The 15,353-nt window shown below is 57.0% G+C and carries 12 protein-coding genes; 5 read left to right on the forward strand and 7 right to left on the reverse strand.

Going from position 1 to position 15,353, the window contains the following annotated elements:
- The 3 genes from U1140_RS10215 to leuA all read right to left on the reverse strand — a co-directional run bounded on the left by U1140_RS10215 (position 1) and on the right by leuA (position 4,850).
- Complete coding sequence (locus U1140_RS10215) at positions 1–1,326, reverse strand: Mur ligase family protein (RefSeq protein WP_369847644.1); 1,326 nt, start codon at positions 1,324–1,326, stop codon at positions 1–3.
- A gap of 68 nt (positions 1,327–1,394) precedes the next feature.
- Positions 1,395–2,912, reverse strand: coding sequence for a DNA polymerase III subunit epsilon (locus U1140_RS10220; RefSeq protein ID WP_369847645.1), 1,518 nt, complete (start codon positions 2,910–2,912; stop codon positions 1,395–1,397).
- Between the two features lie 114 nt (positions 2,913–3,026).
- Entirely contained in the window at positions 3,027–4,850 is a 1,824-nt protein-coding gene (gene leuA / locus U1140_RS10225) for a 2-isopropylmalate synthase (protein ID WP_369847646.1), read from the reverse strand.
- Positions 4,851–5,223: 373 nt separating this feature from the next.
- Between leuA and U1140_RS10230 the strand changes: the two genes are divergently transcribed.
- Positions 5,224–6,489: an aspartate kinase gene (locus U1140_RS10230; protein ID WP_306514709.1), complete on the forward strand. Its 1,266-nt coding sequence runs from the start codon at positions 5,224–5,226 to the stop codon at positions 6,487–6,489.
- A 51-nt stretch (positions 6,490–6,540) separates the two neighbouring features.
- Positions 6,541–7,578: an aspartate-semialdehyde dehydrogenase gene (locus U1140_RS10235; protein WP_369847647.1), complete on the forward strand. Its 1,038-nt coding sequence runs from the start codon at positions 6,541–6,543 to the stop codon at positions 7,576–7,578.
- A 19-nt stretch (positions 7,579–7,597) separates the two neighbouring features.
- Here the strand turns inward: U1140_RS10235 and U1140_RS10240 are convergent, their stop codons facing one another.
- Together U1140_RS10240 and U1140_RS10245 are read right to left on the reverse strand one after the other, a co-directional pair.
- Positions 7,598–8,905, reverse strand: coding sequence for a YkvI family membrane protein (locus U1140_RS10240; RefSeq protein WP_369847649.1), 1,308 nt, complete (start codon positions 8,903–8,905; stop codon positions 7,598–7,600).
- A gap of 100 nt (positions 8,906–9,005) precedes the next feature.
- A complete protein-coding gene (locus U1140_RS10245) occupies positions 9,006–9,554 on the reverse strand; it encodes an RNA polymerase sigma factor (protein WP_369847650.1) in 549 nt (182 codons plus the stop codon).
- A 165-nt stretch (positions 9,555–9,719) separates the two neighbouring features.
- Here U1140_RS10245 and U1140_RS10250 point away from each other — a divergent pair, with 165 nt between their 5' ends.
- Together U1140_RS10250 and U1140_RS10255 are read left to right on the forward strand one after the other, a co-directional pair.
- On the forward strand, positions 9,720–11,267 hold the full coding sequence (locus tag U1140_RS10250; RefSeq protein ID WP_369847652.1) for a catalase: 1,548 nt from the start codon (positions 9,720–9,722) through the stop codon (positions 11,265–11,267).
- Positions 11,268–11,467: 200 nt separating this feature from the next.
- Complete coding sequence (locus U1140_RS10255) at positions 11,468–12,988, forward strand: hypothetical protein (RefSeq protein ID WP_369847655.1); 1,521 nt, start codon at positions 11,468–11,470, stop codon at positions 12,986–12,988.
- 44 nt (positions 12,989–13,032) lie between these two features.
- Here U1140_RS10255 and U1140_RS10260 read toward each other — a convergent pair whose 3' ends face one another.
- Positions 13,033–13,323 carry a peptidase M23 gene (locus U1140_RS10260; RefSeq protein ID WP_369847656.1) on the reverse strand — a complete coding sequence of 97 codons (291 nt, stop codon included), beginning with the start codon at positions 13,321–13,323 and terminating at the stop codon, positions 13,033–13,035.
- Between the two features lie 273 nt (positions 13,324–13,596).
- On the opposite strand from U1140_RS10260, the gene U1140_RS10265 reads away from it, so the two are divergent.
- The gene (locus tag U1140_RS10265) at positions 13,597–14,886 is read left to right on the forward strand and encodes a hypothetical protein (RefSeq protein WP_369847658.1); all 1,290 of its coding nucleotides are present in this window, start codon (positions 13,597–13,599) and stop codon (positions 14,884–14,886) included.
- 367 nt (positions 14,887–15,253) lie between these two features.
- Here U1140_RS10265 and U1140_RS10270 read toward each other — a convergent pair whose 3' ends face one another.
- Positions 15,254–15,349, reverse strand: coding sequence for an IS3 family transposase (locus U1140_RS10270; RefSeq protein ID WP_369847372.1), 96 nt, complete (start codon positions 15,347–15,349; stop codon positions 15,254–15,256).
- Positions 15,350–15,353: the final 4 nt, after the last annotated feature.

The raw sequence follows: 15,353 nt of genomic DNA on the forward strand, positions 1-15,353 counted from the left end.
CTAGGCCTCCTTGGAATTTGCTGTTGCTTCGCCGCGCTCCAAGGCCTTTTTCAGGTCGCGGAATGCGGTGTAGTTTGCCAGCACTTCGACACGACCAGCAGGGCACGCATCGATGGCTTTGACTGGGTCTGTAATCAGTTCGTGGCTGATATCGGCATAAACCAAACGCACTGCCAAGTCCGTGCCGCGTTCACCGGCGGCTTTGACGGATTGTTCGCCGAAATCTTCAAAGGTGACATCCCACAGCCAGGAAAGATCCTCACCGTCGGCGACCTGACCGTTGACTGCGATTACCAGGCCTTCGGCATCGCGATCAACCATTGATAGTGCTTCTTGCCAACCGGCTGGGTTTTTCGCGAGCAGCAGGCGGATTTCGTGATCGCCGCGGGTGATCGTCGAATAGCGCCCGGCGACATCATTGACGCGCTCGGTGGCGCGAAGGGCATCACCAAAGCTGACACCGAATGCCTCCACGGCAGCAGCGATAGCTTGGGTGGCATTGCCGCGGTTTGCTCGGCCCGGCAGGGCGAGATTCAGCGGGTGTGCAGTCTCTTCGCTCGATGCAGCCGAAGCGTCGACTGCGGAATTCCGCGTGATTCCTGCATCGGTAATCGTCCAATCAGGCGTGGGGCGTTCAAACGTGGAGCCGTCGGCAAGCTTTTTCGCTGCATACCAGTGCTCACCATCGCGCACGATCGCCCCACCGGTGCGCGGGCAGGCAGTCGACTCACCCAGCCAGCCGCCCCCGGCAGCTACCCAGACGACGTTGTCCGAATCATAGGCAACCGAGGTGATCAGCACGTCATCGCAGTTGGCGATGACCATCATTTCCGGGTGCGCTTCGATCGCCGCGCGGAGTGTGCGCTCAATCTTGTTGATTTCCCCGACGCGATCCAACTGGTCGCGCGAGAGGTTCAGCAGCACCAAAGCCTGTGGGTTAATTTTGTCCGCGACCTGCGGCACGTGCAGCTCGTCGACTTCCAAAGCCAACACTTCAGCATCGCGTCCGGCCAACAGAGCGGAGATGATGCCGGCGTCCATGTTGTCGCCGCCTTCGTTCGTGGCGACGGAATATTCGCTGCGTAGTGCTCCGGCGAGCATGCGCGTTGTGGTGGACTTGCCGTTGGTGCCGGTGACCAACACCGCCGGGCGTTCGTCGGCAAGATTGTGCATGACGTTCGGGTCGATTTTGTCGGCAAGTAAACCACCGATCATGCCGCCCGCACCGCGACCGGTGGCGCGGGAGGCCACCGTCGCCATCTGCGCTACCGAGGTAGCTAGGCGTGTGCGAGCGCGCGAGAATATGGACGCAGAAGACTTACTCATAGCCACCTAGGATAGTAAAAAGATTCGGATGCTAGTGGGATTGCAGACTCGTCGGAGCTGGCGCAGCGTTAGTTCGTGTCGGTCGAGTTGTTGGTACCGGAACCATTGCTGTGCGCACCGCCTTGCGCGTTGGGTTTGCGTGCGCGACTACGGCGGCGCTTATTCCGCCGAGATTTTCCGGCGGCTTTGCCGGAGGTTTTAGCCTCGCCGGATTGCTCGCTACCAGGCTTTGAACCACCAGATTTCGCACCACCAGGTTTCGTACCAGCAGGTTTACCCGCCGCAGGCCTTCCTGCTGCAGATTTACTTGCGGCAGTTTTACTTGCGTTAGGTTTATTTGTCGCAGTTTTCCCGCCAGTTTTCTTCCCGCCGGACTTACCCGCCGCAGCACTCGGCAGCGCGCGCGGGTGCGTGGACTGCTCGACAGGCGCATCGGGGTCTGGGTGTGGTTTCACGCGGGTTAGGGCATCCAAAAATGCCGTATCACCCAGCAAGGGGATGCCTTTGCGCACCGCGTGCATCGCTTTGCCGTGCAGATCAGTGGTTTTATTGCACACCACAACTGAAACTCCGCGGTGCAGGTGCTCGCGATAGACCAGCTCGGCGTTTGTCAGTGCCTCGATGATCGTCTCTGGTGGGTAGCCAATCTCGTCTGCAACGACAACTTCCATGCCTTCCACCAACGAACGCCCCGGTTCGTATTTCCCGGGATTAGCAAGGGTGAGCTCGGCTTCGGCTGCCTCCACGCGCACGTGCGGGCGCTGCAAACCGAAGCGATCAGCCCGCAACTCATCCGGTGCGTAGGCTGCGATGAGAGCGTAATCGCGTGCAGAAGCCTTCGCTGCTGCATCCTGTTGGTGCTGATAAATCTGCCACAGCAAATGGATGGTTTCCCGCGAAGTTTCTTCTTGGCTACGGCCTGCACGAACCACAGACGCCACCGGACTAATCGCGGACAAACCCAGTGCGCGTGCGACGCCAGCAGGGCGAATATCGTGAAAATCAATTTCTTGTCGACGCGCGGTGGCCAGCGTATCGACGATCCGTGCCGGTTGCGGGACGTGCCCGACGCGTTGGCGCTTGCGGTGACCCTTTCGGGATCGCTTCCGGTTCGCGCGGGCAGCGGCACTCATCGCTTGCTTTGCCTCAGAAACCACAAAGCCCCAGCTCAGAGGCATGTCGTGCACGATCAGTGTGCGATCGTCGATAAGCCGGTCAAGAGGTTTTAAGATCTTGCTAAAACGCTGCCCGTGGTTGACTTCTTCGCGCGATAGCCCGTGATAGTGGCGCGGGCCCGGGTCTTCACCCGGGTTGAGCACGGCGTGGAAATTTTCGCCGGTCTCACCGGCGTCGTTGAAAGTGACCGCATCGACGGCAACCAGGCGCGCAGTAGAAGGGTGAATACCCGAGGTCTGCACGGTCATCGCCAGGTAGGGATATTCTGCAACGGCCTCGCGGCGGGCGCGTTCTTTCGGGTGCAGCCCGCCGGTAGAGGAAGTGCCGTTGGATTCAGTGCTGGTGGCCGAGCGGTTCTCGGCACCAGGGCGAGTGTCTTCGCCGTCGTCGTTTTGGGTATGCGCGGTCATTATTACAGCAGTCTAGTTCACCGTTTGGTTCCCGGATAGTTCGCCTAGACAGACCTAGATAGATCTAGACAGACCTAGATAGATCTAGATGCAGCTAGGCGTACCTATATGTGGCTAGACACTGGAATGCGCTCGGTTGGCAGCCGAAACCAAAGCCTTCAGCGAAGCATAGGTGGTCGATCCTGCGATGCCGACGCCCCAGACGCTGGAGCCGTTGATCGTCGCCAAGATATAACATGCGGCCTCGGCGTCCTCACCTGCGCTTCGGGCGTGCTGCGAGTATTCCAGCACCTCGATATCCAAGCCGAGTTTGCCCAGTGCGTCGGCATAGGCAGCAATTGGGCCGTTGCCTGTGCCGTCGATGCTGCGTTCGACGCCATCGTGGATGACTTGTGCCGTGACTGAAGCATCCTGATCTTCGGTTTCGGCGTTGTTCACCGTGACCGAAAGTTGTTCTACCGGCGACTTCGTTTCCAGGTATTCGTTGGCGAAGATATCCCACATCGTCTTGGAATCGACTTCTCCGCCCTCGGCATCGGTGACGGTCTGCACGACGCGGGAGAAATCGACTTGCATCGCGCGTGGCATGGCGATGCCGTGGTCGGTCTTCATGATGTAGGCAACTCCACCCTTGCCGGACTGCGAGTTCACGCGAATCACGGCTTCGTAATCGCGGCCGATATCCTTCGGGTCGATCGGCAGGTAGGGAACTTCCCAGGTGGTCTCGCGTAGCTCTTCCCAAGCAACGTCGGAGCTGCTGGCCTGGGGGTGCACGTTGGCAGCCATCGCATCCAACCCCTTGTTGATGGCGTCCTGGTGGGAACCGGAAAACGCGGTAAAGACCAGGTCGCCACCGTAAGGGGAGCGCTCGTGCACACGCAGCTGGTTGCAGTATTCGACGGTGCGCCGGATCTGCGCAATATCGGAGAAATCGATCTGTGGGTCCACGCCCTGGGTCAGCATGTTCAGGCCCAAGGTCACCAGATCGACGTTGCCGGTGCGTTCACCGTTGCCGAACAAGCACCCTTCGATGCGGTCGGCTCCGGCCAGGTATCCCAGTTCTGCAGCTGCGACACCTTCGCCGCGGTCGTTGTGGGGGTGCAGCGAGATGATCAGCGACTCACGGTTGTTCAGATTGCGGTGCATCCACTCGATGGAGTCGGCGTAGACATTCGGGGTGATCATTTCGACTGTCGACGGCAGGTTGATGATCAGCGGGTTTTCTGGGGTCGGGGCCATGACCTCTGACACGGCATCGCAGACCTCTTTGGCGAAATCCAGCTCGGTGCCGGTGAAAGATTCTGGGGAGTATTCCCAGCGCCAATTGGTATCTGGGTAATCCTTGGCGATCGACTTGATCAGCTGGGCGGCGTCGGTAGCCAGCGCTTTGATCGCCGGGCGATCTTTGCGGAAGACGACGCGGCGCTGCAACTTCGACGTGGAGTTATAAAAGTGCACGATGACGTTCTTCGCGCCCTCGCAGGCTTCGAAAGTTCGGCGGATCAGGTGCTCGCGAGCCTGCACCAACACCTGGATGGTGACGTCGTCAGGAATCAAATCCTGCTCAATGATCTCGCGGACGAAGTCGAAATCAGTTTGGGACGCAGATGGGAAACCTACTTCGATTTCTTTGTAACCCATGTTCACCAGCAGCTCGAACATGCGGCGCTTGCGTTCTGGGCTCATTGGATCAATCAAAGCCTGGTTGCCATCGCGCAGGTCCACCGCGCACCATTGCGGGGCGACGGTGATCTTTTTGTCCGGCCATGTGCGGTCCGGCAGTTGGATGTCTTCTACCTCTTGGGCGAAAGACAGATAGCGGTCGACCGGCATGGATGAGCCTTTTTGTTTATTCCAGGCTGGTTGGTTTTCATTACGCGGGCCGTTGGGCTTGCTTACCTGGCGGGGTGCGGAAATAAAAGCGTCGTTGGGAGACATAACGATTCCTTCGGGGGTTGCGGTTTCGGGTGCAACGTTCACAGATTGTGCAAGAGTGTGCACTGTTTGGTCGGCTTGGTCGGCTGTGAGTGCGTGCCCGGGGAGGTGCAGCTTTCGCAATGCGAGTAACCGCGACGGGGCGCCGACCAAACTGTCGTTATTGGCTCTAAAACCCGCCGCGGCTGCTAAGGAGAAGAAAGCATGCCTCGGAAAACATGTGTTCCAGGATACACAAATTAGGTCTTGGTGTGAAAGTTGGCCTGCATTTAAGTCTGTGGTGAGCGAGACATATTATGGTATAGATAAGCATTAACCTGCGTTTTTGAGCCGCAAGAACAGCAGTAACGAACGATCAGAAAGGGCAGCTGGCCTTATGGCATTAGTCGTGCAGAAATACGGGGGATCGTCCCTAGAAAGCGCGGAGAGGATCCGAGCAGTAGCAGACCGTATTGTTGCCACGAAGAAGGCTGGCAACGACGTCGTTGTGGTGTGCTCTGCGATGGGCGATACCACCGACGAGCTGCTGGATCTTGCAGCGTCGGTGAACCCAGTTCCACCGCAACGTGAATTGGATATGCTGCTGACTGCGGGTGAGCGCATCTCGAATGCACTGGTGGCGATGGCCGTGGATTCCTTGGGTGCGAAAGCACAGTCATTCACTGGCTCTCAAGCGGGCGTGCTCACCACCGAGAAGCACGGAAACGCGCGGATTACAAACGTCACCCCAGAGCGGCTGCAGGAATCGCTGGATGACGGCAAAATCTGCATCGTTGCTGGTTTCCAGGGCGTCAACAAAGACACTCGCGATGTCACGACCCTGGGCCGGGGTGGTTCCGATACCACCGCCGTCGCCTTAGCTGCGGCGCTGAACGCGGACGTCTGCGAAATCTATTCGGATGTCGACGGCGTTTATACTGCCGACCCGCGCATCGTGCCGAATGCTCGCAAGCTCGAGCAGCTGTCTTTCGAAGAAATGCTGGAAATGGCTGCGGTTGGTTCCAAGATTTTGGTCTTGCGCAGCGTCGAATATGCCCGCGCCCACAACGTCGCCCTGCGCGTACGTTCGTCTTATAGTAACGATCCCGGCACGCTGGTGTCCGGTTCAATGGAGGATATCCCAATGGAAGATGCAGTACTGACTGGCGTTGCCACCGATAAATCCGAAGCCAAGGTCACGGTTTTGGGTATTCCCGATAAACCGGGTGAGGCAGCAAAGCTGTTTCGTGCGATCGCCGATGCTGAGATCAACATCGATATGGTGCTGCAGAACATCTCCACCATTGAAGACGGCATCACCGACATCACCTTCACCTGCCCGCGCGAAGATGGCCCTCGCGCTGTGGAGATCTTGTCGAAGCTGAGCCGCGAAGGCAACTGGTCGAAGGTGCTTTACGACGATCAGGTGGGCAAGGTTTCGCTGGTTGGTGCTGGCATGAAATCGCACCCTGGTGTGACGGCAGATTTCACCGAAGCGTTGCGTGATGCTGGTGTGAACATGGAACTGATTTCTACGTCCGAGATCCGCATTTCGGTGTTGCTCCGCGAATCTGATTTGGAAGTCGCTACCCGTGCGCTGCACGACCGTTTCGAGCTCGGCGGCGACGAAGATGTCACCGTCTATGCTGGAACTGGACGCTAAACGCCGTAATTAATCCGCAACACTTCATCGCTCTGGGAGGAGACCACAATTATGACCACTCTCGCCGTCGTCGGTGCTACCGGCCAAGTTGGCCACGTGATGCGCCAGATTCTGGAGGAGCGCGAGTTCCCCGCAGACAAGGTGCGTTTTTTCGCTTCTGCGCGTTCGGCTGGCACTGATCTGGACTATCGCGGCGAGCGGATTACCGTGGAAGATCTGTCGAAGGTGACTGTAGAGTCCGTCTCCGATGTGGATATCGCCCTGTTTTCGGCCGGCGGCGCCACCTCGAAGCAGTGGTCGCCGGTGTTCGCTGAAGCTGGTGCGACCGTGGTGGATAACTCCTCGGCCTTCCGTAAAGACCCCGAGGTGCCGTTGGTGGTTTCCGAGGTTAACCCGGAGGCGGTAAAAGACGTGCCGAAAGGCATTATCGCGAACCCAAACTGCACCACCATGGCCGCGATGCCGGTGATCAAGGCGTTGCACGACGTCGCCGAGTTGCGACGGCTTAATGTTTCTTCCTACCAGGCGGTTTCTGGTTCTGGTCTGGCTGGCGTGCAAGCCTTGGCTGCGCAGATTTATGAGGCCGGGGAGCATTCTGTCGATCTGACTTACGACGGCACCAAGCTCGATGGTTTGGATACCGCGCCGTATGTCGCCCCGATTGCGTATAACGCGTTGCCGTTGGCAGGAAACCTTGTCGACGACGGCTCCTTGGAAACCGACGAAGAGCAGAAATTGCGCAATGAGTCGCGTCGCATCCTCGGTCTGCCGGAGTTGCGCGTGTCCGGAACCTGTGTGCGCGTGCCTGTGTTCACCGGCCACACGATGACGATCCACGCGGAATTTTCCCGGGATATTACCCCAGACCAGGCGGTAGAAACCCTGGAGCAAGCCCCAGGCGTCAAGGTTGTCGATGTGCCAACCCCGTTGGCCGCCACCGGTATTGATGACTGCCTGGTCGGCCGTATTCGCCAGGACCAATCGCTGGAAGGCAACAACGGCCTGGTGCTCGTGGTCTCTGGCGATAACCTGCGCAAAGGCGCGGCTCTAAACACCATCCAAATTGCGGAACTGTTGCTAGAGCGCTAAGCGAATAAACAACGCGCCGTTATTCCGGCTTGGTGTGTTCTACGTAGACAACTCCACCAGCTGGTGCGGTGCGGTCGTAGTCGACGTCGGGATCGTTTTCTAGCTCGTCGTCGATTTCGTCTTTGATGCTCTGCAGGAATTCCTCGGAGCCCATGTTGGATTGGGCAGCCAGGGTGGTCAGCTCGCGGTCGTGCTTTTTGCTGAAGCGTACGCGTGGATCGACCTTGCGGGCCATCAGCTCGCGTCCGCGACGGCGACGCTGACCTTCAGTGCGCATGGTGCGGAAGTTGCGCACCCAAGCCCAGATCAGCACGACGATCAACAGCATGCCGATGTATCCCAGAACCGGGTAGACGTAGCTGACCAGCTGGCGGAAGCCAACGAAGGACAGCACGAAACCGATCAAACACGCAGCAACGTAGACGCGGAAGAACTTCTCCGGCGAATTACGGGTCAGGCGCTTGGCCAGGGCATAGAACATTCCGATGGCGGTGTTAAAGACCATGCCGTAAAGAACCACGGTCATGATGTGGCCCAGTACTGGGTGCAGGCTGATCATCAGCGCCAGCATCGGCATGTCTGCGTCTTTGGTGGTCTCGACGGTGAAGTACATGCTCATCACGAGCAGCAGCAACAGGGATAGGAAAACCGCGCCACCGATGGCGCCACCGATGCCGGCTTCGCGGGTGTCCATGAAGCTACCGCCGATAACGATCGCCATGGAGACGGCGACGATCACCTGGAAGGCGATATTGTTGATCGCGGAAACCCACCAGTTTGGCAGCGTCGTTTGCACTTCGGTCGAGGCTTGGGCGATGTTGTCCCAGTTCGGATCCACGGTGATGACGGTGTAGATCGCGGTACCCAGCACCATGATGATCAAGAACGGAGTGATCACGCCGATGACCGCGGTGGTCTTTTCGACGTTGAGCAAACCGACCAGGATGGTCATTACCAGCATGGCGGAGGCGCCGATCCATGTCGGCCAGCCCCAAGCTTCTTGCAGGTTAGAACCACCACCGGCGAACATAACGAAGCCAATGGAAAACAGCGTGGCGATGGTGCCCCAGTCGAGAATTTTCGCGATGATTGGGCTGTTAGTGATGCGGTCAATCACCGCGGTGTGCTCGCGGGCTTGGTAATAACTACCCAGCTGCAAAATGGCGATACCACAAATGATCATGACGACGGAGCCAAGCAGCGCTCCGACGATTCCCCAATTGCCGAATGCCACGAAATAAGTCATGGCTTCTTGTCCGGAGGCAAAGCCTGCACCGGCCAGGGTTCCGACGAACGCCATCGAAATGGCCAACGATCGTTTGAGCATGAAGGAAACAACTCCGAATCTGTGATCACGCTGTGAAAGCGCGTCTGAAAACTAAAAACGAAATAAAGAAACGTTGAACGGAATATAACAGTTTCTGAGTTTAATTGTCGTATTCTGTGAGAATATCTTTCCGCGCACGCGCCACTCGGGAACGGATTGTGCCAATGCGCACACCCGCGATCGCCGCGGCTTCCTCGTAGGAATAGCCCAAAACCTGCGTTAATACCAGCGCTTCGCGACGCTCATCAGGCAGCGAGGCGATCAGCGTTCGGGTGTCGATCCATTCGCTCCACACCGCGGAATCTTCGTGGACCGGGTTCAGGTCTTCCAATTCAGAATGGGATTTTCGCGGGCGGGCGCGCTCATGGCGAATATTGTCGATCCAGACTCGGCGGGCGAGAGATAGCAGCCAAGTGCGCGCAGTTGATCGTCCGGCAAAACGGGGTAGGGCGCTCATCACGCGAACGTAGGTATCTTGCGTGAGGTCGTCGGCAAGCTCGGGGCCTGCCAGATGGGCAAGGAAGCGCCAGACGTCGTCATGCGTTTCTTTGATGAACGCGGTCAACGCTGCGCGATCGCCACGGCCGGCTTTGAGTGCCAGCTGCGTGGTGCGGGCATCGCGGCTCGCAGAAGGTGGTTGCGCGTTCACTCCGATGAGATTACCAGCGCTGTTCGCGATTGCTGTACACCATTTCCGAGCACCATTTCCGATCCTTTAGTGGTTTTGCGCACTCGCATGTATGCAAGTAGACTATCAATAGACCTCGACCCCATAAGAGCGTCTAATCAATTGCTAACAGGAGTGAGCATTTCCATGACTAAGAACATTGATGACAAGCTGGATCTTGGCCAGCGGGAGGACGCCCCAGGTACCACCACTCGTCAGGGTGGTCAGCCAATCGCCTCGGAAAATATTTCCATTACCGCTGGGCCACAAGGTCCAAACGTTTTGAACGACCTGCAGCTGATCGAGAAGCTGCAGTCTTTCAACCGTGAGCGCGTTCCAGAGCGCAACCCACACGCTAAGGGCCACGGTGCTTTCGGTGAATTCCACGTCACCGAAGACGTTTCCAAGTACACCAAGGCAGACCTGTTCCAGCCGAACAAGGTCACCCCAATGGGTATCCGTTTCTCCACCGTCGCTGGTGAGCAGGGTTCGCCTGATACCTGGCGCGACGTGCACGGATTCGCTCTGCGTTTCTGGACCGAGGAAGGCAACTTCGACATCGTCGGTAACAACACCCCGACGTTCTTCCTGCGCGACGGCATCAAGTTCCCTGATTTCATTCACTCGCAGAAGCGCACCGGCGCTTCCGGCCTGCGTGACGCTGATATGCAGTGGGATTTCTGGACTCGTACTCCGGAGTCCGCACACCAGGTGACCTACTTGATGGGTGACCGCGGTACGCCAAAGACTTCCCGTCACCAGGACGGCTTCGGCTCCCACACCTTTCAGTGGGTCAACGAAGACGGCGAAGCATTCTGGGTGAAGTACCACTTCAAGACCCAGCAGGGTTGGGAGTGCTTCACCGATGAAGAAGCTGAAGAGATGGCCGGTAAGAATGCCGACTACCACCGTGAGGATCTCTACAACGCGATCGAGAACGGCGACTACCCACGTTGGGACGTCTACGTGCAGATCATGCCGTTCGAGGATGCAGAGAACTACAAGTTCAACCCATTCGATCTGACTAAGGTTTGGTACACCGAGGACTACCCACTGCAAAAGGTTGGTTACTTCGAGTTGAACCGTAACCCACGCAACAACTTTGCGCAGATCGAGCAGATTGCCCTGGACCCATCCAACATCGTTCCAGGCACCGGCCTGTCCCCAGACCGCATGCTGCAGGCACGTGCGTTCGCATACGCTGACCAGCACCGTTACCGCATCGGCACCAACTACCGTCACCTGCCGATCAACCAGCCAATCAACCCTGTGAACACTTACAGCCACGAGGGTTCGATGCAGTACAACTTCAACGGCCCAGATCAGCCGGTATACAGCCCGAACCGCTACGACAAGGGCGCTGGCTTCCTGGACGACGGTGAAACCTCCTCGTCGAACCACACCAGCTACGGTCAGGCTTCCGACTACTACGTCAACCCTGACCCACACGGCACCGACTTGGTTCGTGCGGCATACGTCAAGCACGAGCAGGATGACGACTTCACCCAGCCACGCAAGCTGTACGAAGAAGTCATGAACGACGAAGAGAAGGATCGTCTGGCGCACAACATCACCAACGCTATGGCTGGTGTTTCTGAAGGCGTCGAGCAGCGCGTCTACGAGTACTGGGACAACGTTCACGAAGACTTGGGCGCAGCAGTTCGCAAGAAATTCGCGGAGAAGTACAAGAACTAAATCGTTCCTGAGGCGAGACGCGGGAAGCGTGGCAAACGTACCCGTGAGCTAGCTTCTTGCGCAGGGGGCCGCATCGGTGATCCGGTGTGGCCCCTTTTTGCATGTTCGGCCTCTTGATATGGCTGTGGTCATTGTTGTTTATGTGACTCGCCGAGTTTGTTGCCGCACCAGGTCGACATGAGCAATTAAAGTGCCCGGGTATGAACGATTATTCGTCCGCGACCAATTCTGCTGCCACCGAACAACAACCTGCTGTGGGCGGTGCAGGGGAATCACGGCTTGGCTCAGCCGCTGCAGCAGGCGGACGCATGCGCGGCATCGTTGTGCTGGTCTGCGTGCTGTTGCCTTTGGTGGTTGGTGCGGTGATCGCTGCGGTTGCCTCGTTGAGTCCGTCTGATAGTTGGTCGTCGGCAGAGGAGCCGGCTGGAGCGCCCGCGGTAGAAAGCCCTGGCGTGGATAACAGCAAATTGATCGACGCTCGTCGTGCAGCGGGGCAGGCTTCGTCGCAGGCTGGAATTTTGCAAGGTGCGATCGACGAGCTCATCGCCGGATTGGAAGGCGTCGACGGCGAGACTGAGCAGCTGGTCGGCGCAATGGGCGAGGCTGCTGATGGGGCTGATCGTCTGCGCCAGGGAATGGTGGAATTGCAGGCGGGAACGGGCCAATTGGGCCGGGGGGCTACTGAGCTTGCCGATGGCGTAGGCCAGGCGGTCGATCAGGTTGTTGGTTTCGGTGCGGTGCAAGGCCAGCTACTGGAGGCTGCTGACCGTGCTATCGAGGAGCTGCGCGGTGTCGATGGGCCGGAAGCGGAGCAGGCGATTAAAGACTTACAACATCTGCGCCAGCAGGTGCATAATTTTAATTTCCAGACCGAGATTGCCGATGATTTGCTAGCGATGAAAAATGGTTCGCGCGATTTGGCGAATCAGTTGAATGTGCCGGGATACGGCTTCCACGACGGAGTTTATGATCTGACCAACGGTTCGAAGGAATTGTCTGTTGGCCTGCATGAACTGCGGGATCGGGTGACAGAAGCTACCGCCGGCTTAGAAGAGTTTGATGGTGGTGCAGATCGCCTGGAAGCGATGGCGCAAAACAATAAGCAGAAGTCTGATGCGGTGGGCCGCGCAATCCCGGCAGGCCCTACCGGTGACGAAGCGGCTGATGAGCAGCAGGGCCACGGTGTGCTGCCGCCGGTGGTAGCGATGTTGATCGCGGCATTGGTGATGTTGGCCGGTGTAGTCATGGCAGTCATGAGCTATTTCTATGCTTCTGCGTGGTTGGTGCAGCTTTCCGGTGGGGTGCTGGCTGCTGCGAGCGGTGCCGTGCTGGTTGGCTTGCTTGGCGACGGCTTGAGCGCTGCGACGGTTGCGGTTGCTGCTGGGGTGGCGGCGTTGAGTGCTTGGGTTGCTTCTGGCCTGACGTGGGCATTGATGCGGATAGCAGGCCTGCGGGGTGGGCTGGTGATCGCTGCGGTTGCCGGAATAGCGCAAGTAGGGCTTGTTGGTTGGGTCTGGCAAGCTGCGGCAAGTGCAGACATTGCGCAGGCATGGTCTGCGTTGGCTGGTTTGGTGCCGTTGCACTGGTCGACCACCGCGTTGAGCACGATTGCCAATGATGGTGACAACCTGGGGCTGTTGTTAGCACTCGTCGTGCTTGCGGTTAGTGCAGTGATTGGTGTGATTGTGGCGCCGCTGTTGGCCCGCCGACGTGCGAGCTAGCGCTACATTAAGCTAGCGTCGCGCTACAACGAGATTTCGTCGGGCTACAGTGAGATTTCGTCGGGCTTGCCGTAAAACTCTTCCGGAACGGAAAGTGGGGTGGGCCCTTCCTTTTTGAATGCCTCGAGGCGCGGTTTCCATTCTTTTGGTAATGAGCCGAGTTGTTCGAGCTCATTGGTCTTCCGGTTGACCATGATTGGGCCTTTGCCAGGTTCTGGGCTTGCCGGGGCAAACAACCACCAGGTTTCGCTTTCGGCTGCTCCGGAAAGTTTGCCGCGACGCTTATAAACCCACTGCGCGGCTTCGTAAAAGGTGATTGGTTCGGAAGAATTCATGGGGATAGTTTAGTGGCCGATAGTGATCTTTGCTACATCAACTGTGCTTTAGCCCTCCCGGGTCCGGTGTGAGCTTGGGTAATTATATGCACTTTGTGTAATATGCGACGTTTTCAAAGAGGGTAGCGAAAATCATTGCAAAGACGCTTGTGTACTGAATCGATTCAGGTTTAGATTTATGGCTAACTATTTTGGATCACCGAAGTAGTATTTCGTGCACCTGCGTACGCAGGAATGTACTTGGCTTTTGAAGAGAAATTCGGAGACCACACCGTGGCTAAAAGGAAATCAGTTGGCATAACTGCGTGCGCAGTTTTCGCCCTGAGTTTGGGCCTGTTGAGCCCAATCAATACTGCACATGCGCAGGAGGCAGCAGGTACAACTGCAGCTTCTGAAACTCAGCTTTGCCCAGTCGTTGAATTTGCTGTGTCGTCGTCGGCATTTTCTTGGGATATTTCGCCGGAGAACGCGGAAAAATATAAATACGAAGGCAGCGCTGTAAAATACGATGAAAATGGAAAACCGGTATCTGCTACTTTCCGCGGTAACAAAGATGAGACTTCAGTGAAGGTAAGTGCAGAAAACCGCATTAGCAGTGCGACAATTGCTGCCGATGGCTTGTTTTCTATAGGTCGCGATACTATAAACTCGCTAGTCCTGACTGTTTCGCATGACAAAAAGGTTTCTATTAACGCAAGTTACAACGGCGGGGCGCAAACGATTGCAAAAGGCACGCTAACGAAAGAAGAAGCTGATATTCGTCCGGTGCTCGACAGCCATACCGTGTTGTTCCGTGGTCAGGTAGACAACCTTGAGTTTTTGAGCAATATTTCCGCTGACGTGAAGGCTGCTTTGTCTGGAACGCTCACTGTATATGGTGAAGTTGCGCCGGTGCGCAAGGAGAATTGCACCGAGGAAGAAAAGCGCGGAATTCAAGGACCACGCGGTCCGATTGGGCCGCAAGGTGATCGTGGCCCAGCAGGTCCAGCAGGCCCTCCAGGTACCGAAGGCAAGCCAGGCGAGCCTGGCCCAGCAGGCCCAGCCGGACCAGCTGGTGAGAAGGGCGAAAAAGGTGAACCAGGTAAGCCTGGTGCAGATCTGAAGATCAAGGAGCAGACCGACGACGGCAAAGGCAACATCATCGTCGAGTTCACCAACGGCCAAAAGATCACGATTCCTAAAGGCAAAGACGGTGCTGCAGGTAAAGATGGTGCCGCTGGCAAAGACGGTGCTGCTGGTGCAGCCGGTAAAGACGGCCAGGACGCAAAGCCACTGACTATCGTTGGTCAGGAGATCAAGGACGGCAGGGTCATCGTCAAGTTCTCTGACGGCAGCACGGTAGAAATTCCGTTGCCGAAGGATGGCAAAGACGGTAAAGACGGCAAGGATGGCAAGCCAGGGCCACAGGGCGAAAAGGGAGAGTCTTCGTCCTTAAGCTCTGGTGGTACCTTCGCTTCGTTCTTAAAGTCACTGGTCAGCATCACCTCCGCCATTCCAGTGATTGGCGGATTCGTGGCTCAGCTGGTCAAATTGATTGGTAGCTTCACCGGACAAAACATCTAAGCCACAACAGGCTTCGTAGTGCAAAACACCGCATTCTGCCCACCGGGCTGGAATGCGGTGTTTTTGTGTTCTCTGCTTCGTGCGCCTTGTCTGCCTCGTATGGCGATCCATGAGGGCTCATCGGGGAAGGGGATCAACTACGCTCGCAGCTGACTCAACAAAGCTGACGCTGTAATCAGGGGTTGCGCGACAAAAAGTGCATCTGGGGTTGTTACCCCGTGTCGGGTGTTAGCATTTGGTGTCTTTTTTACAAATAGTGGACGAAAAAAGCCGGTTTTAGGGGGCTTATTTGTAAAAAAGACACGATACGCTGGTTGACGCCCCGATCAGACACATTTTTGGGGATGCGGACATTTTTTAGGAATATTCAGAGTAACAGCTTGCGCCGACGCTGATTAATACTTAATCCACCGAACTCAAGCTTGATTCTTCGTTCGTTATAGAACTCGACATACTCATGAATCGCT

This window comes from Corynebacterium drakensteinense, assembly GCF_041224285.1.
Taxonomy (GTDB): Bacteria; Actinomycetota; Actinomycetes; order Mycobacteriales; family Mycobacteriaceae; genus Corynebacterium.

Bases quoted from the DNA above. Each gene is read 5' to 3' on its own strand.
- U1140_RS10235 (WP_369847647.1), top strand. From the start codon at position 6,541: ATGACCACTCTCGCCGTCGTCGGTGCTACCGGCCAAGTTGGCCACGTG.
- U1140_RS10215 (WP_369847644.1), bottom strand. From the start codon at position 1,326: ATGAGTAAGTCTTCTGCGTCCATATTCTCGCGCGCTCGCACACGCCTA.
- U1140_RS10260 (WP_369847656.1), bottom strand. From the start codon at position 13,323: ATGAATTCTTCCGAACCAATCACCTTTTACGAAGCCGCGCAGTGGGTT.
- U1140_RS10240 (WP_369847649.1), bottom strand. From the start codon at position 8,905: ATGCTCAAACGATCGTTGGCCATTTCGATGGCGTTCGTCGGAACCCTG.
- U1140_RS10250 (WP_369847652.1), top strand. From the start codon at position 9,720: ATGACTAAGAACATTGATGACAAGCTGGATCTTGGCCAGCGGGAGGAC.
- U1140_RS10220 (WP_369847645.1), bottom strand. From the start codon at position 2,912: ATGACCGCGCATACCCAAAACGACGACGGCGAAGACACTCGCCCTGGT.
- U1140_RS10255 (WP_369847655.1), top strand. From the start codon at position 11,468: ATGAACGATTATTCGTCCGCGACCAATTCTGCTGCCACCGAACAACAA.
- U1140_RS10230 (WP_306514709.1), top strand. From the start codon at position 5,224: ATGGCATTAGTCGTGCAGAAATACGGGGGATCGTCCCTAGAAAGCGCG.
- leuA (WP_369847646.1), bottom strand. From the start codon at position 4,850: ATGTCTCCCAACGACGCTTTTATTTCCGCACCCCGCCAGGTAAGCAAG.